General features: G+C 38.1%; 25 protein-coding genes. 16 read left to right on the top strand and 9 right to left on the bottom strand.

Annotated elements, in window-relative coordinates; genetic code table 11:
* Window positions 1-2: 2 nt before the first annotated feature.
* The 3 genes from AC6CH7_RS06940 to clpB all read right to left on the bottom strand — a co-directional run bounded on the left by AC6CH7_RS06940 (window position 3) and on the right by clpB (window position 6,204).
* The gene (locus AC6CH7_RS06940) at window positions 3-1,004 is read right to left on the bottom strand and encodes a glycosyltransferase family 4 protein (protein ID WP_498261985.1); all 1,002 of its coding nucleotides are present in this window, start codon (window positions 1,002-1,004) and stop codon (window positions 3-5) included.
* A 3-nt stretch (window positions 1,005-1,007) separates the two neighbouring features.
* A complete protein-coding gene (locus AC6CH7_RS06935; protein WP_498261984.1) occupies window positions 1,008-3,290 on the bottom strand; it encodes a glycosyltransferase family 4 protein in 2,283 nt (760 codons plus the stop codon).
* 319 nt (window positions 3,291-3,609) lie between these two features.
* The gene (gene clpB, locus AC6CH7_RS06930) at window positions 3,610-6,204 is read right to left on the bottom strand and encodes an ATP-dependent chaperone ClpB (RefSeq protein ID WP_498261983.1); all 2,595 of its coding nucleotides are present in this window, start codon (window positions 6,202-6,204) and stop codon (window positions 3,610-3,612) included.
* Window positions 6,205-6,379: 175 nt separating this feature from the next.
* On the opposite strand from clpB, the gene AC6CH7_RS06925 reads away from it, so the two are divergent.
* Genes AC6CH7_RS06925 through AC6CH7_RS06915 form a run of 3 tightly spaced genes read left to right on the top strand, consistent with a single transcriptional unit; the run spans window position 6,380 to window position 9,075 of the window.
* Complete coding sequence (locus AC6CH7_RS06925) at window positions 6,380-7,594, top strand: MFS transporter (protein WP_498261982.1); 1,215 nt, start codon at window positions 6,380-6,382, stop codon at window positions 7,592-7,594.
* 56 nt (window positions 7,595-7,650) lie between these two features.
* Entirely contained in the window at window positions 7,651-7,953 is a 303-nt protein-coding gene (locus AC6CH7_RS06920; RefSeq protein WP_048906747.1) for an ArsR/SmtB family transcription factor, read from the top strand.
* A gap of 21 nt (window positions 7,954-7,974) precedes the next feature.
* Window positions 7,975-9,075 (top strand): NADH:flavin oxidoreductase, encoded by a 1,101-nt coding sequence (locus AC6CH7_RS06915; protein WP_498261981.1) that lies wholly within the window; start codon window positions 7,975-7,977, stop codon window positions 9,073-9,075.
* A gap of 169 nt (window positions 9,076-9,244) precedes the next feature.
* Here the strand turns inward: AC6CH7_RS06915 and AC6CH7_RS06910 are convergent, their stop codons facing one another.
* Both AC6CH7_RS06910 and pyrE read right to left on the bottom strand, forming a co-directional pair.
* Window positions 9,245-9,643, bottom strand: coding sequence for an SRPBCC family protein (locus tag AC6CH7_RS06910; RefSeq protein ID WP_498261980.1), 399 nt, complete (start codon window positions 9,641-9,643; stop codon window positions 9,245-9,247).
* Window positions 9,644-9,650: 7 nt separating this feature from the next.
* Complete coding sequence (gene pyrE / locus AC6CH7_RS06905; RefSeq protein ID WP_498261979.1) at window positions 9,651-10,310, bottom strand: orotate phosphoribosyltransferase; 660 nt, start codon at window positions 10,308-10,310, stop codon at window positions 9,651-9,653.
* Window positions 10,311-10,646: 336 nt separating this feature from the next.
* Here pyrE and AC6CH7_RS06900 point away from each other — a divergent pair, with 336 nt between their 5' ends.
* The gene (locus AC6CH7_RS06900) at window positions 10,647-11,303 is read left to right on the top strand and encodes an NUDIX hydrolase (protein WP_498261978.1); all 657 of its coding nucleotides are present in this window, start codon (window positions 10,647-10,649) and stop codon (window positions 11,301-11,303) included.
* Here AC6CH7_RS06900 and coaD read toward each other — a convergent pair.
* From coaD to AC6CH7_RS06885, 3 genes are read right to left on the bottom strand one after another with little or no spacing between them, the layout of a single operon-like run.
* Window positions 11,287-11,748, bottom strand: coding sequence for a pantetheine-phosphate adenylyltransferase (coaD, locus tag AC6CH7_RS06895; protein ID WP_498261977.1), 462 nt, complete (start codon window positions 11,746-11,748; stop codon window positions 11,287-11,289). The two genes, AC6CH7_RS06900 and coaD, sit on opposite strands and share 17 nt — an antisense overlap.
* Window positions 11,749-11,759: 11 nt before the next feature.
* Entirely contained in the window at window positions 11,760-12,302 is a 543-nt protein-coding gene (locus AC6CH7_RS06890) for an RsmD family RNA methyltransferase (RefSeq protein ID WP_498261976.1), read from the bottom strand.
* Window positions 12,293-13,123 (bottom strand): DUF3822 family protein, encoded by an 831-nt coding sequence (locus tag AC6CH7_RS06885; RefSeq protein ID WP_498261975.1) that lies wholly within the window; start codon window positions 13,121-13,123, stop codon window positions 12,293-12,295. Before AC6CH7_RS06885 ends, AC6CH7_RS06890 begins: the two co-directional genes overlap by 10 nt.
* A 52-nt stretch (window positions 13,124-13,175) precedes the next feature.
* On the opposite strand from AC6CH7_RS06885, the gene AC6CH7_RS06880 reads away from it, so the two are divergent.
* From AC6CH7_RS06880 to AC6CH7_RS06865, 4 genes are read left to right on the top strand one after another with little or no spacing between them, the layout of a single operon-like run.
* Entirely contained in the window at window positions 13,176-14,612 is a 1,437-nt protein-coding gene (locus AC6CH7_RS06880) for an ATP-dependent DNA helicase (protein ID WP_498261974.1), read from the top strand.
* A gap of 22 nt (window positions 14,613-14,634) precedes the next feature.
* Window positions 14,635-15,324 carry an MCP four helix bundle domain-containing protein gene (locus AC6CH7_RS06875; protein ID WP_498261973.1) on the top strand — a complete coding sequence of 230 codons (690 nt, stop codon included), beginning with the start codon at window positions 14,635-14,637 and terminating at the stop codon, window positions 15,322-15,324.
* A 34-nt stretch (window positions 15,325-15,358) separates the two neighbouring features.
* A complete protein-coding gene (locus tag AC6CH7_RS06870) occupies window positions 15,359-15,796 on the top strand; it encodes a GtrA family protein (RefSeq protein ID WP_498261972.1) in 438 nt (145 codons plus the stop codon).
* Between the two features lie 12 nt (window positions 15,797-15,808).
* Window positions 15,809-17,515 (top strand): ArnT family glycosyltransferase, encoded by a 1,707-nt coding sequence (locus tag AC6CH7_RS06865; RefSeq protein ID WP_498261971.1) that lies wholly within the window; start codon window positions 15,809-15,811, stop codon window positions 17,513-17,515.
* A 233-nt stretch (window positions 17,516-17,748) separates the two neighbouring features.
* On the opposite strand, the gene AC6CH7_RS06860 is transcribed toward AC6CH7_RS06865, so the two are convergent.
* Window positions 17,749-18,045: a Dabb family protein gene (locus AC6CH7_RS06860; RefSeq protein ID WP_498261970.1), complete on the bottom strand. Its 297-nt coding sequence runs from the start codon at window positions 18,043-18,045 to the stop codon at window positions 17,749-17,751.
* A gap of 241 nt (window positions 18,046-18,286) precedes the next feature.
* Here AC6CH7_RS06860 and AC6CH7_RS06855 point away from each other — a divergent pair, with 241 nt between their 5' ends.
* The 8 genes from AC6CH7_RS06855 to AC6CH7_RS06820 are packed head-to-tail and all read left to right on the top strand — an operon-like array spanning window position 18,287 to window position 26,553.
* Window positions 18,287-19,315, top strand: coding sequence for an AAA family ATPase (locus tag AC6CH7_RS06855; protein ID WP_294876704.1), 1,029 nt, complete (start codon window positions 18,287-18,289; stop codon window positions 19,313-19,315).
* 3 nt (window positions 19,316-19,318) lie between these two features.
* Window positions 19,319-20,194: a DUF58 domain-containing protein gene (locus tag AC6CH7_RS06850; protein WP_172659723.1), complete on the top strand. Its 876-nt coding sequence runs from the start codon at window positions 19,319-19,321 to the stop codon at window positions 20,192-20,194.
* A gap of 4 nt (window positions 20,195-20,198) precedes the next feature.
* Window positions 20,199-21,170 carry a hypothetical protein gene (locus AC6CH7_RS06845; protein WP_498261969.1) on the top strand — a complete coding sequence of 324 codons (972 nt, stop codon included), beginning with the start codon at window positions 20,199-20,201 and terminating at the stop codon, window positions 21,168-21,170.
* Window positions 21,157-22,161, top strand: a complete 1,005-nt coding sequence (locus AC6CH7_RS06840; RefSeq protein ID WP_200869908.1) for a vWA domain-containing protein — start codon at window positions 21,157-21,159, stop codon at window positions 22,159-22,161. The genes AC6CH7_RS06845 and AC6CH7_RS06840 overlap by 14 nt, the downstream gene beginning before the upstream one ends.
* 3 nt (window positions 22,162-22,164) lie before the next feature.
* Window positions 22,165-23,202, top strand: coding sequence for a vWA domain-containing protein (locus AC6CH7_RS06835; protein ID WP_498261968.1), 1,038 nt, complete (start codon window positions 22,165-22,167; stop codon window positions 23,200-23,202).
* Window positions 23,202-23,939 (top strand): tetratricopeptide repeat protein, encoded by a 738-nt coding sequence (locus tag AC6CH7_RS06830; protein ID WP_498261967.1) that lies wholly within the window; start codon window positions 23,202-23,204, stop codon window positions 23,937-23,939. The genes AC6CH7_RS06835 and AC6CH7_RS06830 overlap by 1 nt, the downstream gene beginning before the upstream one ends.
* 27 nt (window positions 23,940-23,966) lie before the next feature.
* Window positions 23,967-25,787: a BatD family protein gene (locus AC6CH7_RS06825; RefSeq protein ID WP_498261966.1), complete on the top strand. Its 1,821-nt coding sequence runs from the start codon at window positions 23,967-23,969 to the stop codon at window positions 25,785-25,787.
* A gap of 4 nt (window positions 25,788-25,791) precedes the next feature.
* Window positions 25,792-26,553, top strand: coding sequence for a tetratricopeptide repeat protein (locus AC6CH7_RS06820; RefSeq protein WP_498261965.1), 762 nt, complete (start codon window positions 25,792-25,794; stop codon window positions 26,551-26,553).
* Window positions 26,554-26,576 lie beyond the last annotated feature (23 nt).

Genomic DNA, 26,576 nt, shown 5'->3' with positions numbered 1-26,576 from the left:
GTCTATAAAATCTGATGGTAAAGGCTGATGTAATCGGCCACCATCTTTTCCTGAGAAAAGTTCTCAATCGCCCATTTGTGGCATTTTGAGCGATCAATGATGGATAATTCTGAAACAGCTTCAATCGCTTCATTAACATTTTTTACCAGGAAACCTGTTTCCTGATCTTTTATCAATTCAGGCATTGCTCCTCTATGAAAAGCAATAACTGGCGTTCCACAAAGCATTGCCTCTGCAACACTTAACCCAAAAGGTTCTTCAAAGCTAATTGGATGCAGAAGTGCATATGCTTTTCGTAACAAATTATTTCTTTTTTCTGGACCGGCAGAGCCAATAAATTTAATATCGTCGCTTAAAAAAGGTTCAATCTTTTCTTTGTAATAGTTCTGGTCTTGTATAATGCCTGCAATAATCAGCCTGCGCTTTGTTTTTATCGCAATTTGTATGGCTTCGGAAGTCCCTTTGTCGGGATGTATCCGCCCGAAAAATAATAAATAGTCCTCTGGATTGGCATTGAAATCAAAATTATCAGTTTGAACGCCATTGTATACGGTAGCCAGGTATTTTAAAGAAGCATGCCTGTTGGTGTTGCTTATAGAAACATAATGACCCGAAGCATTGTACTTTTGATATACAGACAAGATTTTCTCTGAAGAGAAACCATGAATGGTTGTAATTAAAGGTGTTTTTATGAGTCCGGAATAGGTTAGGGGCAAAAAATCAAAGTGATTATGAATAAGGTCAAACTGATCCGCTTTTTCCATAAGGTTACTGATATGCAGGCACTCTGCAACCTTAGCATCTAAGGTTTTATCTTCCTCATATCCTTCGTTAATTACAGCATCTAACTTAGCAGTAGTAATTGAGTCGGCAGTAGCAAACAAAGTTACTTCTATGCCGGCTTTCACTAATCCTTCTGTTAAATTAGATGCCATTTGTTCCCATGGCCCGTAGTGCCTGGGCGGAGTTCTCCAGGCTACGGGTGCCAGAACCGCTATCCTCATAACTTAAAAAGTTTGTTTTTGAGCTGCAGTAAGGTCGCTGCTTTGAATAAACTCGTATTCAGATTCCAATGCTTTAAGGACAATAAGATGCGAAATCCAATAAGCTAGTGTACTTTCAGCACCTTGATTCCGGTTTACGCCATAAGTTTGTAAACCATCTGCGCAACCCTTGGTTTCATAGTCATACAATGGAATGTGTAAGGAGTTTTCTCCTAAAAACCACTGGTAGCTTAAGTACATCTGTTTAATATAAGTTAAATCGCGGGTAATCTCGTATGCTTTAAAATAGACCATTACCATTCCCATAGTTTCGATAGCCTGCTGATCATATATGGCCATTTCTCCGCCATCCTTATAAAGCCAGCCATCATTGCCAACCGGATTTAAATAACCCTTTATCAGCGTTTTTTGAGTTAGATATTCCAAACTTTCAAAAGCAATTTCTCTCGATTCAGGATCTTTGCTGATCTCGTAATGATACATCAAGGCAAGTGGAAGTATGGCATTATCGTAGGTTAACTTGTTCTCAAACCAGTTCCAATGACCCTCTTTATGGGTACGGTAAGCCGCCTTCAAAGGCTCAGCAAGCTGATCCAACTGACTTTTAATGTGTTCATCATAAGGATGGGCATTTATAAAATGAGTTAAGCCAATCATGGTGTTTGCAATTCCTCTTAAATGCGTTAGGTGTTTAAAATGCGGAATAGATTTAAGAAACAATTCTTTTGCAAATTCACGGTAGGAATTATTAGGTGCATTGTTAATTAAATATCCTAAAGACCAAATTGTTCTACCAAATGAATCTTCTGTGCCAACCTCATCCAGATATTCTCTTTTGAAACTTAAAAAGTTTCTAAAGTTCCCATCATCACATTGCATGTATTGAATGTAGCTTAAATAGATAGGCAATAAATCCAATGCGGCTTTACTCTTGTTTTGCTGATAGGCCAGGATGGTTAATATCAAAGCCCTGGAGTTGTCATCTAAACAATACCCTTCCTTAAGATTTGGTATCCCATATTTAGCATGCTGCACAATCCCGGTGTCATCTGTTAAACGTTGTATATGTGCCAGGCTAAAAGCAGGCATCATGTCTGGATCTATAATAGGTTTGTTGCCAATTTCTTTGTCTGAAAGAAATTTAGAAATGGCTTCTGTGAGTACATCAACAAAAACTGCTCCCGTTGTAGGCCAGCGCAGGTGTAAACCGTATTCATATGCATTAGACCTTAACTGATTGAGTTTCTGATCGCTCTCAAATAATTCATTTACAATTTCAGCAAGACCATCGGTATCTTTAAAGTCGAATAACCTGCCACGGTGGTCTGCAAGTAGTTCCTGTGCATGCCAGTAAGGGGTTGATAGTATAGCTGTACCTGCCCCAACAGCGTATGAAAGTGTTCCGCTCGTAATTTGTGCCTCATTTAAATAGGGAGTAATATACATGTCGCAGGCCGTCAGATAGTCGAACAGCTCTTCTTCTGATACAAACTTATTAATGAAGGTAAGATTATCTTCCACATTAAGTTTTCTTGCCAGTTTTTTTAGACCATCCCGATATTCTTCTCCTGAGCTACGTATAACCCCAGGGTGGGTTGTTCCTAAAATAACATACATCACATCCGGATTTTTAGCCACTATTTTCGGCAGCGCCTCTATTACCGTTTCCAGGCCTTTATTTCTACTAATAAGGCCAAAGGTGAATAATACCTTTTTGTTTTTGAATGCGAGGGTGTTTTTTACAGGATTAACTTGCTTAGGTTCCAAATCTGGAACTCCATGCTCAATCAGTTGAATCTTATCAAAAGGAATCCCGTAAATGCTGGTTAAAAAGCCTACCGCTCTATGGCTCATTACTATAATTCTGGATGAGTGCTTTGCGATCTCGCGCAAAACAGTAAGCTGCATATAATTAGGGTCTTTTAGTATGGTGTGGAAAATAGTGATAAGTGGTTTCTGGAGCCTGGCAATTAGTGGCAGAATATAAACCCCACTTTCTCCTCCATAAATGCCATATTCATGCTCTAAGATACAAACATCAGCAATACTGGTGTTTATGTAATCTGCAGCGCGTATATAGTCTTTCTGGTTTTCTTGTCTTATTACATATTTAACCTCTTTAGGGTATTCATATTCAGCTAAGGAATCTGAATCATTCATCGCTACCACGAAGCTGTCTTCCGATACCGTTTTTTTATTGGAGCCGATCGCCTTTAGTAGGTTGTTGTTGAAAGTGGCGATGCCACATTCACGGGGCGGATAAGAAGATATATAAGCAATTTTCATAATTACACAAGAGTTGTTGCTTGTATAACAATAGTTAGAGAGGAATGTTCTGTTGTTTTTTTATTTTATTTAGGAAAATAACGAAAATGTTAAACAAAATTTATGGGGAATAAATGAATTGTTTAACTTTTTTAAGAAAAAGTAATAAAGTTGAGTGCTTTATAAAAGAAAAAGAGTGAGATTAATACAATAGTCTCACTCTTTTTCATGTGCTTTTGTAATCCTTAATGATAGATTGTTTAAAGCTGTCGTCCTTTGGTTAACCAAAGGAGATGACGAAGAAAGAATGGCGGCGCACTTGCCCTTCATCACATACCTCTTATTTGTTGTTTAAAAAGACAAACTTATGATCGAACATATCCAGTTTAATTTTACTGTCTTTATCAATTTTGCCTGCAAGAATCTCTTTTGACAATTCATTCAATATACGTTTCTGGATTACGCGTTTTAACGGGCGTGCACCAAACTGAGGATCATATCCTAATTCCGAAAGCCAATCCAGTGCTTCAGGTGTTGCCTCTATCTCGATTCCCATTTCAGCAAGCGTATCTTGTACATGTTTAAACTGCAAGGTGACAATGTCTCTAAGTTCGTTGCGGTTGAGCGGCGTAAACATGATCAGTTCATCTATACGATTTAAAAACTCTGGCCTTATCGTTTGTTTTAGCAACTCAAACAATTCGCTTTTAGTTTTAGCAATCACCCCATCACGGTTCTCATCATTAAGATCTTTAAAGTTATCCTGTATTAAATGAGATCCAATGTTAGACGTCATGATAATGATGGTGTTTTTGAAGTTAACCACACGACCTTTATTATCGGTTAGTCTTCCATCATCCAATACCTGCAGCAATATATTAAACACATCAGGATGCGCTTTTTCAATCTCATCCAGCAATACCACCGAATAAGGTTTTCTACGCACAGCTTCAGTTAGCTGACCACCTTCATCATATCCTACATATCCCGGAGGAGCTCCAATTAATCGTGAAACCGCATGGCGTTCCTGGTATTCACTCATATCTATCCTGGTCATGGCATTTTCGTCGTTAAACAGAAACTCTGCTAACGCTTTTGCTAATTCTGTTTTACCAACACCTGTTGTTCCAAGGAATATGAATGATCCAATTGGTTTGCGCTTATCCTGTAAACCAGCTCTTGACCGACGGATTGCATCAGATATAGCTTCAATGGCCTCGTCTTGTCCTGCAACACGTTTATGCAGCTCGTTTTCAAGATTCAGTAACTTATCACGCTCACTTGAAATTAATTTAGTAACCGGAATACCGGTCCACCTACCCACAACGCCTGCAATATCATCGGCAGTTACCTCTTCTTTAAGCATTCTGCTTTCGCTTTGCATGCTTTCCAATTGCGCTTTTAACTTTTCAACGTTATCCTGCGATTCTTTTATTTTGCCATAACGGATCTCTGCTACTTTGCCATAGTCGCCGGCACGTTCTGCCTGTTCGGCTTCCAGCTTATAATTTTCTATCTGCTCTAGCTCATTGTTAATATTGTCGACCAGATCTTTTTCACCTTGCCATTTGGCTTTAATCTCATCGCGTTCGGCCGACATATTGGCAATTTCTTCGCCCAGAGCTTTAACTTTTTTACTGTCATTCTCTCTCTTAATTGCCTCACGCTCTATTTCCAGCTGCATGATCTTTCTGTTCAATTCATCAACCTCTTCTGGTACACTATCCATTTCCAAGCGTAATTTAGAAGCGGCTTCGTCCATTAAGTCGATGGCTTTATCCGGCAAGAAACGATCAGAGATATAGCGTTGCGATAGTTCTACCGCCGCAATAATGGCTTCATCTTTAATCCTCACTTTATGGTGGGTTTCATATCTTTCCTTTAATCCACGGAGGATAGAGATTGCATCCTGTGTATCAGGTTCATTAACCATTACCTTTTGGAAACGACGCTCAAGTGCCTTATCCTTTTCAAGATATTTTTGATACTCATCTAATGTAGTTGCACCAATTGCACGTAGTTCTCCACGGGCAAGGGCAGGCTTAAGGATGTTTGCTGCATCCATAGCGCCTTCACCACCACCGGCACCAACCAGGGTATGGATCTCATCTATGAATAAAATAATGTCGCCATCACTGTGTGTAACCTCCTTAACTACAGCTTTTAACCGTTCTTCAAATTCACCTTTATACTTCGCTCCGGCAATTAATGCACCCATATCAAGTGAGTAAACGGTTTTTGTTTTCAGGTTTGTAGGCACATCGCCTTTAATAATCCTGAAAGCAATACCTTCGGCAATTGCGGTTTTACCTACACCGGGCTCACCGATCAATATCGGATTGTTCTTGGTACGCCTGGAAAGGATTTGAATTACCCTCCGGATCTCTTCATCTCTACCAATAACCGGATCCAGCTTGCCTGATTCGGCATATTCATTCAGGTTGCGTGCATATTTATTCAGCGCATTGTAAGTCGCTTCGGCATTCTGATCAGTAACATGACTGTCGCCTCTTAAAGAAATGATCGCTTTTTTAAGGTCTTTCTCATTTACACCCTGATCTTTTAAAAGTTTTGAAGTATTGTCGTTAACAGATAGAATACCCAACAAAAGATGTTCTACAGAAACAAACTCGTCTTTAAATTCTTTAAGGTATGATTGCGCTTTTTGCAAAGCAGAGTTGGTTCCTGATGTTAAATAGGGATTACTACCGCTAACTTTAGGGAATTTCTCAATTTGAGCATCTAACTGCTGACCGAGAACATTCAGATTTACATTTAATTTTTTTAAAACGTACGAAACTACGTTTTCATCAACAGTAAGCAAACCCTTTAATAGATGTGCTGTTTCAATAGCCTGTTGCTGATTGCCTTGGGCTATTTCAGAAGCCTGTTGAATTGCTTCCTGGGCCTTTATAGTAAAGTTGTTGAAGTTCATGTCAGCAATTAAACAAAGCAAATGCCATCTTGGTTTTTAGTTGTTAATCGGAAATTTTGTCGGTACTTTTTATTTTAAACTGCATAATTGTCTGATAAATAGTGTCTTATGATGAAAAAATGTCTGGCTCTAAGATTTCTGATTTAATTTTCCGTCCTTTGTAGCACCTCCCTAAATGAAAGAATTTATACAATTATACTTAGATGCTTACCGAGGGTTATCTACCCCGGCATGGATGCTTGCGTTGGTTATGCTTATAAACAGGAGTGGAGCAATGGTTATTCCTTTTTTAGGAGTTTACATGATCAATCACCTTCATTTCTCATTAGCAGATACCGGTACGGTGTTAAGTTGCTTTGGATTAGGGGCGGTTTCCGGAAACTTCTTAGGTGGCTGGCTTACCGATAAATCCGGACATTTTAAAGTTCAGCTGATCAGTTTAATTTTAACTGTACCCATGTTTGTTTTGTTACCTCAGTTAGATACCGTGGTTAAGCTTGCTGTAGGTGTTTTTACTTTAAGTCTTGTTTCTGAGACATTTAGGCCTGCAAATTCCGTTTCTATTGCCTATTATTCTAAACCGGATAATATCATAAGGTCATTTTCACTAAACAGGATGGCTATGAATCTTGGGTTTTCAATTGGCCCCGCCTTAGGCGGTTTTTTAGCTGCCATATCTTATGCGTTTTTATTTTACGGTAATGCAATAGCAGCCCTTTTATCGGCCACGCTATTTTTCATCTATTTCCGCAATCGTAAAGGCAACGAGAAGAAGAAAGACGAAGTGGTAGAAGAAGAGGGGGACCAAGCCAATTTGTCGCCCTATAGGGACGTACCGTTTATGTTTTTTAGTGCACTTTCCTGCATTTTTGCCATATGCTTTTTACAATTGTTAAGTACACTTCCTTTGTATTACAGAAATGTTTACAAAATGACAGAGGCCGAGATAGGAGTTATACTTGCCTTTAGTGGATTAGTTGTGTTCTCGCTGGAGATGCTGGTGGTTCATGTCGCCGAAAAGAGATTTACTGCCCGAACCGTAATTGTAGCCGGTACAGTATTGTGTGCTGTATCATTTCTGGTTTTAAATCTTGCTAAGGGTATTCCTGTACTTTACCTTTCTATGTTTATAATATGTTTGGCAGAGATCCTGGCTATGCCTTTTATGGCCACAGTTACGCTTCAAAGATCATCATTAAAAAAGAGAGGTGCATACATGGGTATTAATGCCTTGTCCTTTTCTGTAGCCCATATATTTTCTCCTCTGGTAGGTACAAGAGTTGCCGCCGAATTTGGATTCGAAACTTTATGGTGGGGTACGGTAGCTGCACTAACCCTTGCTTCAATAGGGTTCTTCTTTGTAATGAAACAAATGAAGTTATCAGCATAATGTCATTCTTTTATTGTTAATAGGAATATCGGGAAAAGTCGATATATCTTTGTGCCATGGATCAGTTAGAGATTTTTAAAGCACTATCAAATAAAACACGACTGCAGATTTTACAGTGGCTCAAAGAGCCGGAAAAACATTTTCCGCCACAGGAGCATGCCGCGTTTGATGAGGTAGGGGTTTGTGTGGGACAAATACAACAAAAGGCAGGTTTAACCCAGTCTACCGTTTCAGAATACCTATCTATACTCCAAAAATCAGGACTGCTGGAATCAACCAGGCTTGGGCAATGGACTTATTACAAGCGTAATGAGGAAGCCTTCGCTGCACTAAGCAATATCATTAAATCAGAAATATAGCATTTATTAAAATACAATTATATGAGTACAGAAACCTTGTTCAGACCATTTAGTTTGAAATCATTAAATATAAAAAACAGAATCGTGATGGCACCGATGACACGCTCATTCTCGCCAGCAGGAGTGCCAACGGCTGATGTTGCTGCATATTATTCTAGAAGGGCAGCCGGAGAAGTAGGCTTAATCCTTTCAGAAGGAACGGTCATTGATCGCGTTTCATCATCAAATGATGCCAATATTCCACATTTTTATGGCGATGCAGCTTTAGCAGGATGGAAAGATGTAATCAATAGTGTTCACCATGCCGGTGGAAGCATGGGGCCGCAAATATGGCATATGGGTGTAATGGACAACCATCATTCAGGATGGGTTCCTTCGGCACCTTTTGAAGGACCATCGGATTTAAACAGACCTGGATTTTCAAATGGTGTGGCCATGACTCAGGATGATATTGAAGCCGCAATTAAGGCTTATGGAAGCGCTGCGGCAGATGCTAAAAGATTAGGTTTTGATTGTGTTGAACTTCATGGTGCTCATGGTTATTTAATTGATCAGTTTTTCTGGGAAGGTACTAATAACCGTACCGATAGCTATGGCGGTAAAACATTAAGAGAGCGTACCAAATTTGCTGTAGAAGTAGTAAAAGAAGTGAGAAGACAAGTTGGTGAAGATTTTACGATTATTCTAAGATTATCACAATGGAAACCGTCGGATTACAATTTACAATTAGCTAAAACACCAGAGGAAATGGAACAATGGCTGCAACCTTTGGTTGATGCCGGAGTAGATATTTTTCATTGTTCACAACGCCGTTTCTGGGAGCCTGAATTTGAAGGTTCAGATCTTAACTTTGCAGGCTGGGCTAAAAAAATTACAGGAAAAGCAACCATTACTGTGGGATCTGTTGGCTTATCAGGAGAATTCCTTGCCGCATTTAAAGGTGAAAGCTCTGAGCCAAGTTCATTAGAAGAATTGCTAAGAAGAATGGACAGAGGAGATTTTGATTTAGTTGCTGTAGGTAGGCCATTGCTTGCTGATGCTAAATGGGTTCAGAAAATCCGTGATGAACGTACTGCTGAATTAAAAGGATTTTCCAGAGAAGCATTAATGCAGTTATTGTAAGGGTATTCTGCTTAATTGAATATACCTCTGCATATACCAAGTGACTTGTGGGTTTGGTGTGAAGGAGGTGTGAACAATGAATGAAGAAATATCAAAAAAAAGCTGGCCATAGGGCCAGCTTTCGGACGATTATTAAGGGTATACTACTTACAACAAGTGTAAGTATGTATTATTTTAATACTTCTGTTAACCTTTGAGTCTGATGATCAGCAAGGTTTTGCAAAGGCTTTACAGCAAGCATTTTCATCATCATATTAAGATCTGCAGAGATAATATGTTTTGCAGTAGTTCCGCCGTTACCATTATCAGTCACTGTCCATTTTAATTCAACATCAAAAGGAGGTTTTTCTGTTGGTATAGCAGTTAGTTCCTTGTTTTCTACGCGATCAGATATCTTGATTGCTAGTTTCGCCATGTTCTGGATGGTAAAGCTAGCTTCATCTGTTGTAGAAGACCAGTTGTAAATGTTCTCTGGCATTAATTGCTGATGATTGTTCATGTCAGCCAAAAATGAATATACCTTTTCAACCGGTAGGTTTAACTCTACGGAGCTTTCAATAACTGTCATTATAATTTTAAGTTAATTGTTCTAATTCTTTTCCCCAGTCGGCTGGGTTGCTACGCCATTTAGTAAGCAAATCAACATCATTTTGTGCAATGAAGCTGTGCTCAGCAGCATATTCTATTAGTGTATTATAGTTAGAAAGGGTTGAGAAACGACATTTTGCTTCTTTGAAGTTTTCTTCGGCCTGATCAAAACCATAGGTAAAGATTGCAACTAATCCTGCTACAGAAAGGCCTGCATTTCTTAAAGCATCAACAGCCTGAAGACTGCTTTTTCCCGTTGAAATTAAATCTTCTATAACAACAACGCGTTGTCCTTCAACTATTTCTCCTTCAATTAAACTTCCTGTTCCATGCTCTTTTGCTTTCGATCTAACATAAGCAAAAGGCAAACCAAGTTCTTGAGCAACCAATGCACCTTGAGGTATACCAGCAGTGGCAACACCAGCTATTAAATCTACAGAACCATATTCTTCCTGTATTAATTGCGTAAGCTTTTGTCTGATATAAGTTCTAACAGAAGGATGGGAAAGTGTGATCCTATTGTCACAGTAAATAGGAGATTTCCAACCTGACGCCCACGTAAACGGATTGTTAGGTTGTAATTTTATTGCTTTTATTTGTAATAAAAATTCAGCTACTTTTAATTCAATATCACTTTTATTATACATGTCTCAAAATTACGGAATTTCTGGCGTTTTGCCTGTAAGCGTAATAAAATTTTTATCCATCGCTTATGAGAAAAATGCTGAAAACTCTTGTTTAATTCATTCTAGAACTGGCAAATATCCGTAATAAAAATCAATGCTGAAAGTCTTTTCTGTGATCGCCTGTGAATCAGTAGTATCTGAGATTTATTTTTTGTTTTTGCTATAAATATAAGAGCAGTATGTTATAATTCTGTATTTTTAAACCTCGATTTTATTACGGTAACAACCGGATTAAAAAGGACGCTTTAATAGTATTGCTGCGGAGAACTAAATGATAACGAAAACGACCACCTTCTGATGAAGAATTACAGAATTTATATTAACGATAATACTTTGTTTATTGCGGACTTGATGCCTAAACAGATAAAGAAAGTTCAACAGCTTGATAAGCAGGATTTTGATTTCGAACTCTTCTATAAAAATTTAGAAAAGGTATCAGGAAAAGACTATATCCTACTTGATCCAGATCCCAAACAATTATTCAAAAAGATAAAAAAAAGCTGTGAACTTATAAAGGCCGCTGGTGGTTTAGTGAAAAATGCGAAAGGCAAATATCTCTTTATTTTTAGAAATAAGAAATGGGATTTGCCCAAAGGTAAGGTAGAAAAAGATGAGAAAATGAAGGAAGCTGCTCTTCGCGAGGTTGAAGAGGAGTGTGGGGTAAAGATTTTTACAAACGATGAAAAGCTATGTAAAACTTATCATGTTTATACGCTTGGGAGTAGGTTGGTGCTTAAAAAAACCAACTGGTACAGCATGACGGTAAAGGGAGAGCCTAAACTGATCCCTCAAAAAGAAGAAGGAATAACCAAAGCAAGCTGGCTAAGCAAACTGGAACTCAATCAGGTATTAAAGAATACCTACCCTTCAATTGTTCAGGTAATGGAAGTTGGAGGCCTTTTAGAAGATAATATTGTAGTAAAACCAGTTTTACAGGCTATAAAAAAGGTATAGCCTGTGTCGGTAAAAACTTACTTACATCACCATTGTTGCGCAAAATATCGCGCACAATGGTTGAACTTATAGCCGAATATTCTGGTTTGCTCAGGATAATTATGGTTTCTACTTCAGGCATCATCGTCTGATTGATCTGCGCAATTGCTTTCTCGTATTCAAAATCAGAAACTGAACGCACCCCTCTAACCATGTATTGAGCATTGATCAGTCTGCAGAAATCAACTGTAAGCCCTTCGTATAGTTCTACTTCCACTTTTGGCTCATGTTCAAAAACCTTTCTTACAATTTCTTCGCGTTTATCGGCCGACAGGAACCCTTGTTTGGAACTGTTTAAGCCAATACCCACTACAATCTTATCAAATAAAGGTAAAGCGCGCTTTAAAATATCTACGTGAGCTATGGTAATTGGGTCAAATGAGCCAGGAAATAATGCAATTTTCATGGTTAAATATACTAATTGGAGGGCTTTTCAAAAAAACTAAATGAAGAGTTGCCATATCTTCTGGTTTCGGTGTATCCCTGCTGATTGTTTAATTTTAATAGCGATGGATGTTCTACTATAAGCAAACCATTATCTGTTAAAAGGTTATTTTTCATTATCAGCTCCGGAATTAATGGAATGGTTGACAAATCATAAGGTGGATCTGCAAAAATGATCTGATAGGATTTGGTGTGACTTTGCAAAAACTTAAATACATCGGCTTTTTGCACATCAATTTCATTTAACTGATATTTTTCTACAACAGATTTTACCCAGTAAATGCAACCAGAGTGTTTATCAACCGCTGTTACCTGTTTAATGCCTCTTGAGGCAAATTCAAAACTGATGTTTCCTGTTCCACAAAATAGATCAAGAACGGTACAGCTATCAAAGTCGTAAGTGTTATAAAGAATATTGAAAAGGGCCTCTTTGGCCATATCTGTTGTTGGCCTTACTGGCAAGCTTTCGGGTGCATTAAAGCGAATGCCCTTTAATTTTCCACCAATTATCCGCATTGATCAAGGGCTAATAGACTGCTGTAATAATGAGCAGGCATGTCATCTAAAATTTTGTTGTCAACTTCATTACCGGTTGTCGGAATGAAATTGATGGTTTTGAAATACTTTTCAATGCATTTGTATTGACTATCTCCGTTGTTGATGATTCCACTAAGGTAGATGTCAGTTTTTGAGGTGTCTATATTAAGCTGATTGATAATGAAAAGCAGGTAGTAGTTAAATTCCTCAGCGTTTTCGATTTGAAAATAGTTTTGGAATATCAGTTTACCACCATCGGTATATATTACATTAAATGAACCAACAGTAAAATCAAGTATCAGGCTAAGCTTTTCATTGTCTTTGGAAAGCGCTAAAACAGGAGCTGCATGATCAAATAGTCTGCAGTTTGACAGCGAAACATTTAAGGTTTCTTCTAAAAACTTATTTAGTGTAAAGATGGACGTGAAACCAAAATTGGCAAAAGGTTGGGTGTAAAGATTATTAGATTGTTCTTCGGTAAAGAATTTTGCGTAGTCGTTTAAATTCTGTTCATTGAACAAATCATTAGGTATGGCTATTGAATTTTCAGTATGTACCGAAGCCTTAATCTCTTTAAATGGCAAACTTAAATAGCTGTCTATTCTTAGTTTTTCGGAAAGCGCCTTGCTTACATTCTGGCACTCCTGCTGGTCGTAAACTGCCTTTAACTGATTGTTGCTCTTGTCTATAATGGCATACGAAAAACTATCGGTAGTAATTTTTATTAACAGGTTGCAGTTTGCCGCTGTATTCGGGTCAAACTCCGGATCAACTAATAATATGCTATTTTTGCTGTTCATATGAACAAAATTAATCCTTTTTTCTATAACATCACCATCGCATATTTGTTAAATGGATAAAGCGACCCTAATAGCCCAGTCTTATCAATTTACTCCTACCGCAGAACAGTTTACTTTTTGCAGTGAAATGGCCTCTTTTTTATCACGTCAATTAGATGGTCAGTGTTTCATACTAAGAGGGTACGCGGGTACAGGTAAAACTACCTCGGTAGCCGCGCTGGTAAAGGCTTTGCCCAAGTTTACTTTACGTGCTGTTTTGTTGGCTCCGACAGGAAGAGCTGCAAAGGTTATGAGCAACTATACCGGCAGAAAAGCATTAACCATCCATAAAAAGATCTACAGAAAGAAAACTGCAGTATCTACGGATATGTCATTCCAGTTGGCCCCGAACATGGCAGAGCATACTTTATTTATCATTGATGAGGCATCTATGATTGCCGACGAGTGGAATACGCAAACAGGTTCATCGTTTTTAAAAGACCTGATGGAGTTTGTGTATAATGGAAAAAATTGTGCAGTTGTTTTTGTCGGAGATACTGCCCAGTTGCCACCGGTTGGAAGTCTGGATAGTCCGGCATTAAATAAAGAATACATTGCCTCAAATTTTGGGATGCGGGTAACGGCTGTGGAGCTAAAAGAAGTTGTGCGTCAGGAAAAGAAATCGGGGATATTGGCCAATGCTACTATGCTTAGAAAACGGATTAATGATGATAGTGAAACAGAAAAGGTTGAGCTGCCAAAGTTCATTACTAAAAACTATAAAGATATTTTTAGAATGACAGGTGTAAAACTGGTTGAGGGATTGGAGTATGCCTATAACAAGTTCGGTATAGAAAATTCACTTGTAGTTTGCAGGTCTAACAAATCTGCGAATGTTTATAATCAGCAGATCAGGGCCAGACTATTGTACCGTGAAGAAGAGCTGACAGGGGGGGATCAGATCATGGTAGTTCGGAATAACTATTTCTGGTTGCCGGAGAATGAGTCGACCGCTTTTATTGCAAACGGAGACATGGCCAGGATACGCAGGGTAAGGGGTATTGAAGAACGCTATGGTTTTCGGTTTTGCGAAGTTCAGCTGGAATTTCTTGATTTCCCGGAAGCAGGTGAGGTTACCTGCAAAGTTATATTGGATACACTGACTGCAGAAACACCAAACCTTTCTTATGAGCAAAGCAATAAGCTTTTTGAGGGTCTTAACCTTGATTATGATCATATAAGTAACAAAAGAGATCGTTTAAATAAAATTAAAGAAGATCCATACTATAATGCACTACAAATTAAATTCGCTTATGCGGTAACCTGCCATAAGGCTCAGGGCGGGCAATGGGATGCTGTGTTTGTGGATCAGGGTTATTTAACAGAAGAGATGATCGATATGGATTTTTTAAGATGGCTTTATACTGGGGTAACAAGAGCGAAAAAAGAATTATTTTTAGTAAATTTTGCACAAAACCTATTCTCTTCTCCTGCTGAAGAACAATTTTAGATGCTAACCTGAACGTACTGATATGAGATTTGCTTACTCTATTAAACAAAAAATGAAAATTGCAGTGCTGTTATTCTGTATAATGGCGTGCACAATACTGATCAGGTTTCTGGAAGATAAAAGTGTTAAAAGCATGAATGAGTCATTTGTTTCTATGTATAACGACCGCCTTATTCCGGCTACAGATCTATTTTACGTTGCCGAGAATGCCTATGCAAAGAAATCGATGATCGAGGATTTTTTGAATACTGCTTATGAGCAATCTTTTAACCCTGCTGTTTTTAAAGCCCAACTTGCTTCGTACAACAGGGCAATAGATTCTTTAATTAAAAAGTATGAGAAAACTTTTCTGGTTAAGCAGGAAAAGGAAAAGCTGATTGTTTTAAAAGATGGCCTTGAAAGTACCGGGAAGATTGAAGATCAAATTATGACATTTGCTGATAAAAGAGATATTTCAAGTGCCAGGAAACTTTATGCGCAAGAGGGAAGAGCTTCGTCAAAAGGCACAATTCAAAAATTATCTGAGTTAATGAGGATCCAGACCCAGGTTGGTGAGGAACTAATTAAAGATTCAGCGTTTATGGTTTCGGGTAGCAAACTGTATTCGACTTTACAAGTCGCATTGGCTATTCTTATTGGTGTTTTAATAGTTGGAATTGTTTTTACATCGAATGTTGTAAAGATCAATAATGATAAATTTAACCTTAATTAATCATTTATTACAGGCTTTTCCATAACAGATTATTATGTTTGTTTCTGCAAAAAGTAACAACATGACACCAATAGCGGCCATTGAATTTAATAGTGCTTTCTTTTTCAAGTTTTTAAAATTCGGGTTGGTAGGTTTCTCAGGTCTTATTGTTGATTTTGGTATTACTTATCTTTGTAAAGAAAAATTAAAGATCCATAAGTATATATCCAATTCATTGGGTTTTATAGTAGCAACAGGATCAAACTATACACTTAACAGGTATTGGACTTTTGATAATCATAATCCCGCTAGCATTATTCAGTTTGGTAAATTCTTTGTGATTTCATTAGTGGGATTGGCGATTAGTAATATGATTATTTATTTGCTGAACGATAAGTTGAAATGGAATTTTTATGTTGCCAAAGCCTGTGCAATAGTATTGGTTTCATTGTGGAACTTTTTTGCGAACTATCTTTACACATTTACCGGATAAACCCTACTGCTAATGCTGCAAACAAAAAAAAGTTCTGAACAGATATTGTTTATATTTCTGGGGGTATGGACCGTACTTAATATCATTCAGGCAGGTTTTGTAGATGTTCATGCGGATGAGGCTTATTACTGGGTTTATTCGAGATTTTTAGACTGGGGGTATTTTGACCATCCTCCAATGGTTGCCCTGTTTATTAAAATAGGCGATGCACTGTTGCCTTCTACCCTTGGATTGAGGATGTTAACGGTTATTACAAGTACGCTCTCTGTTTATTTGCTGTGGCAAATTGTAGGTCGTTATGCCCAAAATATAAAGCTCTTCATTCTGCTGTTTTCAGCAATAGTACTATTCCATGTTTATGGGTTTATCACCACACCAGATTCTCCTTTGTTCTTTTTTACGGTACTGTTCTTTTATGTATATCAGCGTTACGAAGCTGAGAATAAGATTAAGTGGGCCTTACTATTGGCCCTGGTTATAGCCTGCTTACTTTATAGTAAGTACCATGGCATACTGGTCTTATTTTTTACCATATTGTCTAATCTTAAATTATTAAAAAGGCCATCTTTTTGGCTTATTGTAGTCATATCTGTAGTTGCTTATCTGCCGCACATAATGTGGCAGGTTCATAATAATTACCCGTCGTTTTATTACCATGTTATAGATCGTTCTGCGGCCATTTATACGTTTAATTTTACTTCAGAATACTTCCTTGCACAGCTGGCACTTGCGGGCCCGCTTATCGGCTGGTTTTTATATAAATCGGCCGTAGCTCTAAAGTCTTCAGATACTTTTTTAAGAGCAGTTAAATTTAATTTTTACGGGATATTTATATTCTTTTTGTTTAGTACACTAAAGGGAAGAGTAGAGGCACACTGGACATTGCCTGCCATGTTATGCCTGTTTATTCTGGCCTATATCGCTATGGCCAGAAGGCCTGTGCCTAAATGGTTTGAGAAACTTGCTATCGTTAATATTGCATTAATTGTTTTGGTACGGCTGGTACTGGTCATTCCAACAGATGCTTTAATGAAGGTAAATGTTGTTGCATATTATTTTGGAACGGAGAAGTGGGCTAAACAAATCCATGAAAAGGCAGGTGATTATCCTGTGATATTTTATAACTCATTTCAAACCCCATCGAGATATAATTATTATAACCGGAGCACAAAGGGTTTTAGTTATGATTCAAGATATTACAGGAAAAACCAATACGATATATGGCCTTTGGAAGATAGCCTTAGAAACAAGAAGGTTTATTTTGTGATACCTGATAGCCATGGCGATCAGGCTAAACAAGATACGATTAACACAAGTAAAGGCGTGTTTTATGGATCTTGGATAGATAAGGTAAGGATGTATCAGAAGGTATCTGTGAATCCGGTTATAGCCCCAGGAGATTGGAAGAGTGGAGAGGTTAAGACTTTTAAATTGAAAATAACTAATCCTTACAATGAGCTTATTTCATTGGGCAATACAGGGGAAACCTGGAAGTGTTACCTGGAATACGGATTTAAAAAGGATGATACTCTAAGTGAGTTTAAACCTGTTGTAGCGGATTTGGAGCATGTTCGTATTGGAGCTGGTGAGTCTATAGAAATAGAGGGAGCGATAAAAGCGCCAACTGAAGTGGGTAAATATAAGTTGATTTTGTCACTAAGGACAGAGCCTTTTTTAGGAGGCAGAAACAGCAATATGATTGGTGTTGAAGTGAGATAGATTACCCAGTTGAAGACAAGCGGCTTATTGAGAGGTCGTTTTTAAAGCGATCGTTTTTAAGCTATCGTCTCGATAGGAGAACCTTTTGGTTATGCCTATTCAAAAGATCTCTCCTATCGAGATGATGACACATGTTTAGATGACGGCGCGTGTCGGGATTATGGCATGTACTGCGATGACGCAGTATTATCACACACGGTCATTACCACTTCTTTGAATTGCTGTGCATCGAATTACTGTGCGTCGTATATGATTACTTTTTCAAAAAGACTGCGGAATTCATCTAAAAAGGCGGTGTGCAAGTGGTGTACCTGATAAACATCGTGTCCGGCAAGATCCTCAAAGAAGATGCTAAGTGAAAAGGTATAAGTAATATCAACAACTGCGCGTTCAATAGGTGCAGGTGTGCCGATATGTAGTGTTTTAACAGATTCAACACCCTTAAGGGTTTCCAGGCTTTTTCTGAAAGCAACTTTTTGTTCTTCGGTAGTGTCGGCTTTAAGCCAGAATAAAACGTGATGAGCTAGCATATGATATTTTTTTCGGTAAATATAAAAAAGAATCGGAGATAGGTCCTAAGATCTATCCCCGAAATCTAACTAGCGTGCACAATAGAAACGGGATAAGATACTGAAACGCTACAGTGCCTATAAACTAAAATTAACGAGGTTAAATATGAGTTTTAACATATTTTAACAATAAACAGGTGTTTAGGGGCTTGCGAAAGGGTTAAGGTTTGTCTAATTTTCGCAGTGAAAATAAATGGTCTAAATGGAAGAAGTAAATAATACCACTGAAAGCTTGGCGTATGGGACTGATATCCGTGCGCTGAACGAAATGATACAAAAGGAAAGCGCATTTATCGATCTGCTTTTTATGGAGATGGATAAAGTGATTGTTGGCCAAAGATATATGGTAGAGCGCTTAATGATCGGTCTGCTTGCAGACGGACATATTTTGTTAGAAGGTGTACCCGGACTTGCAAAAACGCTTGCAATCAATACCTTATCTAAAACTATTGATGCAGGCTTCAGCAGAATCCAGTTTACACCAGATCTTTTACCGGCCGATTTGGTAGGTACTATGATCTATAATCAGAAAAAAGAAGAATTTATAGTTAGAAAAGGTCCTTTGTTCTCTAATTTCATCCTTGCCGATGAGATCAACAGGGCACCGGCAAAAGTGCAGAGCGCTTTATTAGAGGCTATGCAGGAGCGGCAGGTGACTATTGGAGATACTACCTTTGAATTACCTAAACCCTTCCTGGTTTTAGCAACCCAGAACCCAATAGAACAAGAAGGAACTTATCCGTTACCAGAGGCGCAAGTTGATAGGTTTATGCTTAAAGTAGTGATCGGCTATCCTAAAAAGGAAGATGAAAAACTGATCATGAGAGCAAATATTGCCCCTCAGGGAATGCCAAAACCTAAAGCTATCCTGCATCCTGATGATATCATCAGAGCTAGAAAGGTTGTAAGGGAAGTGTATATGGATGAAAAGATTGAGCAATATATTATCGATATCGTTTTTGCTACCCGCTACCCGGATCAATATAAACTGGCAGATTATAAAAACCTGATCAGTTTTGGAGCTTCACCAAGGGCAAGCATAAATCTTGCTTTAGCTTCAAAAGCCTATGCTTTTATAAAAAGAAGAGGATATGTGATTCCAGAAGATGTAAGAGCTGTTTGTCATGATGTTTTAAGACATAGAATAGGTTTAACCTATGAGGCTGAGGCGGAAGATATTAATACAGAAACTATCATTACAGGAATATTGAATGCAGTAGAAGTACCATAGCTTATGGATACCAAAGATCTCTTAAAAAAAGTAAGAAAGATTGAAATTAAAACCCGTGGGTTAAGTAACCAGATCTTCTCGGGAGAATATCAATCGGCATTTAAAGGCCGGGGCATGGCCTTTAGTGAAGTCAGGGAATACCAGATGGGTGACGAGATTCGTACCATCGATTGGAATGTTACTGCCCGCTTTAACCACCCTTATGTAAAGGTGTTTGATGAAGAAAGGGAAATGACCGTGATGTTGCTTGTTGATGTTAGCGGGTCTAAGAATTTTGGAACGCAGACCCAGCAAAAACAAGAACTGGCGACTGAAGTATGCGCTGTACTGGCATTTTCTGCTATACAGAACAATGATAAGGTAGGTGTATTGTTTTTTAGCGATAAGGTAGAAAAGTTCATCCCCCCTAAAAAGGGAAGAAGTCATATTTTGATGATCATCAGGGAACTGATAGATTTTAAACCTCAGAACAGGGGTACAAATGTAGCTGAAGCTTTAAGGTACTTTACCAGCGCGATTAACAAAAGATGCACTTCCTTTCTGATTTCTGATTTTATGAGTAATTCTTTTGAGAATGAGCTTAAAATAGCCAATAGAAAACACGATCTTATCGCACTTAGGTTATATGACTTACACGAGGAAGAATTTCCAAATCTGGGACTTATCCCTGTTAGGGACGAAGAAACCGGTGAATATGAGTGGGTAAATACTGGGGATAAACGTGTTAGACAGGCTTATAAAGTAGCAGCAATGGAGAGAAATGGGAAACTAGAAGATCTTTTTAAGAGATCAGGAGTAGATTTTACGAAAATTGGAACCCATCAGTCATATATTAAACCATTAATGACATTATTTAAAAAACGCGAAGCCAGAAGGTAGAAATATGAAGCAATATTTTAATTTTAGCTGGTGTTTAATACTATGCCTGGCTTGCTTTACTTATAAAAGTAATGCCCAAGACATAAAGGTAGAGGCTAAACTAGATAAATCGACCATTGTTTTGGGAGACCAGACAATTTTGCGCTTAAGTGCCCGGTTGCCAGTAAATGAGAAAATCAGTTTTCCTGCATTAGCAGATACCATTTCATCTAAAATACAGATTGTAGAGGTAGGAAAAACAGATACTATAGCTGATAAGACTAATCCTAAAGTAATTACAATTAGTCGCCAATATACAATCACTTCTTTTGACGCAGGATTACAGGCCATTCCTGCTTTCTTATTCCAGGTAAACGCGCAAAGTCTTAAAACAGATCCTTTGCCCTTACAGGTTACTGCTGTTGCTGTTGATACTACAAAGGCCATTTATGATATTAAGCAGCCACTTGCCGTAAAATATTCTTTTTTAGATTGGCTAAGGGACCATTGGCAGTGGGTAGTATTGTCGTTGTTGGTGATTTTACTGATTGCAGGGGTGATCTATTACCTATGGCAAAAAAGGAAGAACAAGCCGGTTAAGGTGGAGGTTAAACCATTGGTGCCTGCAGATGTAACCGCATTAAATAAGCTTGCCGTTTTAAGGGATAAAAAATTATGGCAGCAGGATGAAGTTAAACAATACCATATCGAACTTACCGATATATTGAGAGAGTATCTTGAAAAACGCTATTATGTTAAGGCACTTGAGCAAACCTCTGAAGAGATTTTTGCGGGTTTAAGACATATGGAAATTACGGATCAAAACAGAAGTAAATTGCGTCAGATATTAATGCTGGCCGATCTTGTGAAGTTTGCTAAAGGGATACCTTTAAATGTAGAAAACGAGCAAAGTATCGAGAATGCCATCAGTTTTATAACCAACACTAAAGATATTAATCAATTACCCGATAATAAAGCGCAAAATGAAACTGTTTAGTGGAATCGAATTTGCTAACCCAGGGTTTTTCTGGTTATTACTGCTGGTACCTTTAATGATTGCCTGGTACATTTGGCGCAATAAGAAGCTTCAGGGTACAATGCGCATATCATCTGTTAAGGCCTTTATGGGTGTTAAGAAAAGCGGCTATGGTGTTTTAAGGCATTATAGTATTGCATTGAAATCATTAGCCCTTATTGCAATAATTATAGGCTTGGCCAGACCCCAAAGTGCATTAAGTTGGCAAAATACAACAACAGAAGGAATAGATATCGTTATTGCTACTGATATTTCCGGAAGTATGCTTTCGGAGGATTTAAAGCCAAACAGACTGGAGGCAGGAAAGAATATTGCCATAGACTTTATAAAAGATAGACCGGATGATCGGATAGGTCTTGTCGTATTTAGTGGCGAAAGTTTTACTCAGTGCCCGCTTACAATTGACCATGATGTATTAATTAACTTATTTAAAGGAATTAATAATGGAATGATTGAAGATGGTACGGCGATAGGAATGGGGCTTGCAACAGCTGTTAATCGCTTAAAAGATAGCGAGGCAAAAAGTAAGGTAGTCATTTTACTTACGGATGGGTCCAATACGGGTGGTTCAATACCTCCGGTTACTGCTGCCGAAATTGCCAAACAAATGAACGTGCGTGTTTATACAGTTGGAGTGGGTACTAAAGGATATGCACCTTATCCTGTAAAGACACCTTTTGGTATACAGTATCAGCAAGTTCCTGTAACCATTGATGAAGGAACGCTTTCAAGTATCGCAAAAATTACCGGAGGTAAGTACTTCCGTGCTACAAATAACGATAAGCTAAAAGAGATTTATCAGCAAATTGATCAACTGGAAAAAGCAAAGATCGCTGTTACACAGTATCATAAGAAAACAGAACGTTTTCTGCCTTTTGCATTGATTGCGCTGGCCCTTTTGCTGGTTGAATTTGGATTAAGAAATACATTGTTTAAAGGAGCTTTAACTTAATATATGTTACGTTTTGAACACATAGCGTTTTTATGGGGGCTAGCTGCCATTCCATTGTTTATCCTGATTTTTTTTCTGGTGCGCCGGTGGAAAAAAAAGGCGCTGGCCAGTCTTGGTGATAAAGCTACAGTCAGGAAAATGATCCCAGAGGTTTCTTTTACCAGACCTGGATTAAAGTTTATCTTTTTTACCGTTGCTTTTGCATCTTTAGTTATTGGTGCTGCCAATCCGCAGATTGGAACTAAGGTGGAAGAGGGTAAAAAGAACGGCGCTGATTTAATGATTCTGCTGGATGTTTCCAATAGTATGCTTGCGGGAGATCTTTCTCCGAACAGACTTGAGAATGCGAAAAGAGCGATATCACAATTAATTGATAACCTGCATAACGACAGGATAGGGATTATCATTTTTGCAGGAGAGGCTTATGTTCAGTTGCCCATAACAACCGATTATTCTGCTGCTAAATTGTTCCTAAATAACATTAGTACAGATATCGTTCCGACACAAGGAACTGCAATTGGTGCTGCAATTGATATGGGGATGAAATCTTTTGATTTTGTGAATGGAACAAGTAAAGCAATGGTATTGATGACCGATGGAGAGAATTTTGAGGATGATGCTATTGCCGCTGCAAAAAGAGCAACCGAAAAAAATGTTGCAATACATGTTATTGGCCTCGGTTCTGTTGAAGGGGCTCCGGTTCCGATTTATCAGAATGGCAATCCAACGGGTTTTAGAAAAGATGAAAAGGGCCAGACAGTTATCACCAAGCTAAATGAGCAAATGTGTAAGGAGATTTCTGAAACTGGTAACGGTGTTTATGTCAGGGCCTCGAATGCTAATAGTGGATTGGGAATTGTGATGAATCAGATCAGTAAAATGGAACAAAAGACATTTGACAGTAAAGTGTTTAAGAATTATGAAGACAGGTTCCAGTTTTTCCTGGGGTTTGCTTTAATACTATTGGTTATAGAATTCTTTATCTCAAGTAAGAAGAACCTGAAATTAAGTGAGTTGAATTTGTTTGAAGTAAGAAAATAATGAAGCAGTTTATCATCATCATATTTATATTATTACAAGGTACTTTGCTTTTTGCTCAGAAAGAGAAGAAGTACATCCATAAGGGGAATCAGTTGTATCAGGAAAAGAAATATGCTGAGGCCGAGGCAAACTACAGGGAATCGGTAGAGAAATCGAAGGCATCTGTAGAGGGAAACTTTAATCTTGGTGATGCTTTGTATAAGCAGAAGAAATTTGATAATGCCGCTCAGAAGTTTACAGATATTGCATCCTCATCTGAGAATAAAGCGGTTAAGGCCAAGGCATATCACAATCTCGGCAATTCATTATTAGAGTCTAAAAAGCTGGAAGAAAGTATCGAAGCCTATAAAAAATCATTGATCAATAATCCTAAAGATGATGAGACAAGGTATAATCTCGCTTATGCTCAGGAAAAGTTGAAACAGCAGCAGCAACAGAATAAGGATAAAAACAAGGATAAAAATAAAAAGGACCAGGATAAAAAAGACCAAAACAAAGATCAAAATAAGGATAATAAGGATCAGCAAAATAAAGATCAGCAGAACAAGGATAAGGACAAGCAGGGTCAGGATAAAAAGGACCAGAAAGATGGGCAACAGCCACAACCTGATAAATTGTCGAAAGAAGATGCTGAAAGAATGCTTGAAGCCCTAAAAAATGAGGAAAAGAACACGCAGGATAAGCTGAAAAATAAAAAAGCAAAAGGTGTAAAAGGCCGTATTGTTAAAGACTGGTAGACTGAGTATTTTTGCGCTAAAATGAAAATGAAACACTATATATTGTCGATGTTACTGCTGTGGACAGGCTCCTTGTTTGCCAATGGAATTAAACCCCAGGATGTAAAAGTTACTGCAACGGTAAGTAAAAATGTGGTGGGTACAGGAGAAGCATTTGAAATTAGTTTTTCTGTAAATGGAAATATAGAGTCGTTTAACCCACCAGCCCTTAGTGGCTTTCAGGTTGTAGGGGGACCAAATCAATCTTCAAGTTATTCCTCTATTAATGGGAACACAACGGCTAGTATGTCTATTAGTTATGACCTGGTTGGTGTTAAAGAGGGTGAATATGTTATAGGGCCGGCAGCCGTTGTGGTAAATGGAAAACAGGTTAAATCAAATTCTGTTAAAATAAAAGTGGTAAAGGGTAAGGCTGTACCTCAGGGGAATCAGCGAAATGCGGCACCTCAGGGAGATAAGGTTGCGGAAGGAAACAGTACAGATATTTCAAAACGATTATTCCTTAGAGCGGTTGCAAATAAAACCAATGTTTATATAGGGGAGCAGTTTTCGGTTTCTTATAAATTGTACACCAATATTGATCTGGTAGACAATGCACTTGATAAATTGCCGGATTTTAATGGTTTCTGGAGTCAGGAGATAAAAAACAATAGCCAGAATGTACAGTGGGAGATTGAAAGTTATAATGGCGAAAAATATCATGTTGCAACCCTTAAACAGATCATTCTTTTTCCGGAGCGGTTTGGCAAGCTCACGCTTGATCCGTTGGCAATGACTTTCGTGGTAAGGCAAGCTGCACCTTCAAATGACCCTATTGAACAGTTCTTTGGAGGTTCTTATAAGGATACAAAATACAAGATTAAAAGTACACCAATTACCATTAATGTGAAACCTTTGCCGGAAGCAGGCAAACCAGAAGGTTTTAATGGTGCTGTCGGAAACTTTTCCATTGGGGCTAACTTAGATAAATCATCAGTTAAAGCCAATGAAGCGTTAAATTATACGCTTAAAATTACCGGGTCTGGTAATTTAAAGTTGTTAAAAGCCCCGGAATTGACCCTTCCGGCGGATATAGAAAAGTATGATCCAAAGGTAAATGACGATATTAAAGAGACTATGGGCGGAGTTTCGGGTAGTAGAGAATATAGCTTCCTGCTTATTCCAAGACACGAAGGGAATTATACCATTGAGCCTTTAAAGTTCTCTTACTTTAATCCGGTTACAGGAAGATATGTGAGCCTAACATCCGGATCATTTCCCGTAAAGGTTGCAAAAGGTGATCCGGGTTCGAATGTTACAGCTTATGCAACAGGCGGGCAGCAGGATGTTAAAATGCTGGCAAAAGATATTGCTTATATTAAAACAGGAAACCCTGGTTTAACAAAAGACGGAGAAGGTTTTTATGGCTCGGCTTTATATTATGTGCTCCTTTGCACAGGACCTGTTTTGTTTTTAGTGGCATTTGGGTATAGGAAATGGTATAGAGAAAATAACAGTGATGTTGTGAAAGTTAAGGGAAGAAATGCCAATAAGATCGCTGCAAAACATTTGGCAAATGCCCAGAAGCAATTGATCAGTGGAGATAAAAAAGTTTTTTATGAAGATGTTTACAGAGGGCTCTATGGCTATTTAAGCGATAAATTAAATATCTCGGCTGCGGATTTAAATAAGGAAAACATTAGGGAGCAACTTAAATCAAGGGCTGTTAATGAATCCATAATTGATCAATTAACGGAAACACTGGACCTTTGTGAAATGGCGAGATATGCACCTGTTTCGGGTATATCTGAGCGGGAAGTATTTGATAAGGCGAAAACTATTATTAACGATATAGAAGACAATGCATAATCGCTTGAACCACTTTTTTTATAGTTTTATACTGCTGGTAATATCACCTTTGTTTTTATGTGCCAAGGGGAATCCTGAGGCGCTGTTTGCGAAGGGGAACAGCCAGTATGCGAAAGGACAATATAAAGAAGCAGCACAATCTTATCAGGAGGTATTAAATGATGGGTATAAATCAGCAGAGGTATATTTCAACCTTGGTAATACCTATTATAAAATGGCAGAAATGGCCCCTGCTATTCTTTATTACGAAAAGGCATACAAGATTACGCCAGGTGATCAGGAAATCAGCTTAAATCTTCAGTTGGCCAATTTAAAGATTGCTGATAAAATAGAAGCAGTACCAGAATTTTTCCTGACAAAGTGGTGGAAATCTTTTGTCCTGTTTTTTTCTGCGGAAGCATTGTCTGTATTTGCGGTTGTATTTTTAATGCTGGGTTTTGCTTTATTGATTGTATATCTTTTTGCCATTTCGATCTCAATTAAAAAACCGGCGTTCTACGCTGGTATTACCTTACTTGTTTTGGGGTTGTTTTCTGTTTTTATAGCAGGTACACAAAGTGATTACCTTAACAGTAGCAGTCAGGCTATTGTATTTAATGGCACTGTGAATGTAAAGAGTGGTCCTGATGATAAGTTAAAGACGCTTTTCGTTATTCATGAAGGAACCAAGGTTACCATTAAGCAAAACGACGACAACTGGATTAAAGTAGAGTTGCCTAATGGAAACATCGGTTGGATTGAGGCTATTGCCGTAAAGGAAATTTAAACCCTTCTGAAAATCAAAATTGA

The sequence above is a fragment of the Pedobacter sp. GQ55 genome, assembly GCF_059758925.1.
This window is presented reverse-complemented; position numbering and strand designations above follow the sequence as displayed.

Bases quoted from the DNA above. Each gene is read 5' to 3' on its own strand.
- AC6CH7_RS06940 (WP_498261985.1), bottom strand. From the start codon at position 1,004: ATGAGGATAGCGGTTCTGGCACCCGTAGCCTGGAGAACTCCGCCCAGG.
- AC6CH7_RS06935 (WP_498261984.1), bottom strand. From the start codon at position 3,290: ATGAAAATTGCTTATATATCTTCTTATCCGCCCCGTGAATGTGGCATC.
- clpB (WP_498261983.1), bottom strand. From the start codon at position 6,204: ATGAACTTCAACAACTTTACTATAAAGGCCCAGGAAGCAATTCAACAG.
- AC6CH7_RS06925 (WP_498261982.1), top strand. From the start codon at position 6,380: ATGAAAGAATTTATACAATTATACTTAGATGCTTACCGAGGGTTATCT.
- AC6CH7_RS06920 (WP_048906747.1), top strand. From the start codon at position 7,651: ATGGATCAGTTAGAGATTTTTAAAGCACTATCAAATAAAACACGACTG.
- AC6CH7_RS06915 (WP_498261981.1), top strand. From the start codon at position 7,975: ATGAGTACAGAAACCTTGTTCAGACCATTTAGTTTGAAATCATTAAAT.
- AC6CH7_RS06910 (WP_498261980.1), bottom strand. From the start codon at position 9,643: ATGACAGTTATTGAAAGCTCCGTAGAGTTAAACCTACCGGTTGAAAAG.
- pyrE (WP_498261979.1), bottom strand. From the start codon at position 10,310: ATGTATAATAAAAGTGATATTGAATTAAAAGTAGCTGAATTTTTATTA.
- AC6CH7_RS06900 (WP_498261978.1), top strand. From the start codon at position 10,647: ATGAAGAATTACAGAATTTATATTAACGATAATACTTTGTTTATTGCG.
- coaD (WP_498261977.1), bottom strand. From the start codon at position 11,748: ATGAAAATTGCATTATTTCCTGGCTCATTTGACCCAATTACCATAGCT.
- AC6CH7_RS06890 (WP_498261976.1), bottom strand. From the start codon at position 12,302: ATGCGGATAATTGGTGGAAAATTAAAGGGCATTCGCTTTAATGCACCC.
- AC6CH7_RS06885 (WP_498261975.1), bottom strand. From the start codon at position 13,123: ATGAACAGCAAAAATAGCATATTATTAGTTGATCCGGAGTTTGACCCG.
- AC6CH7_RS06880 (WP_498261974.1), top strand. From the start codon at position 13,176: ATGGATAAAGCGACCCTAATAGCCCAGTCTTATCAATTTACTCCTACC.
- AC6CH7_RS06875 (WP_498261973.1), top strand. From the start codon at position 14,635: ATGAGATTTGCTTACTCTATTAAACAAAAAATGAAAATTGCAGTGCTG.
- AC6CH7_RS06870 (WP_498261972.1), top strand. From the start codon at position 15,359: ATGTTTGTTTCTGCAAAAAGTAACAACATGACACCAATAGCGGCCATT.
- AC6CH7_RS06865 (WP_498261971.1), top strand. From the start codon at position 15,809: ATGCTGCAAACAAAAAAAAGTTCTGAACAGATATTGTTTATATTTCTG.
- AC6CH7_RS06860 (WP_498261970.1), bottom strand. From the start codon at position 18,045: ATGCTAGCTCATCACGTTTTATTCTGGCTTAAAGCCGACACTACCGAA.
- AC6CH7_RS06855 (WP_294876704.1), top strand. From the start codon at position 18,287: ATGGAAGAAGTAAATAATACCACTGAAAGCTTGGCGTATGGGACTGAT.
- AC6CH7_RS06850 (WP_172659723.1), top strand. From the start codon at position 19,319: ATGGATACCAAAGATCTCTTAAAAAAAGTAAGAAAGATTGAAATTAAA.
- AC6CH7_RS06845 (WP_498261969.1), top strand. From the start codon at position 20,199: ATGAAGCAATATTTTAATTTTAGCTGGTGTTTAATACTATGCCTGGCT.
- AC6CH7_RS06840 (WP_200869908.1), top strand. From the start codon at position 21,157: ATGAAACTGTTTAGTGGAATCGAATTTGCTAACCCAGGGTTTTTCTGG.
- AC6CH7_RS06835 (WP_498261968.1), top strand. From the start codon at position 22,165: ATGTTACGTTTTGAACACATAGCGTTTTTATGGGGGCTAGCTGCCATT.
- AC6CH7_RS06830 (WP_498261967.1), top strand. From the start codon at position 23,202: ATGAAGCAGTTTATCATCATCATATTTATATTATTACAAGGTACTTTG.
- AC6CH7_RS06825 (WP_498261966.1), top strand. From the start codon at position 23,967: ATGAAACACTATATATTGTCGATGTTACTGCTGTGGACAGGCTCCTTG.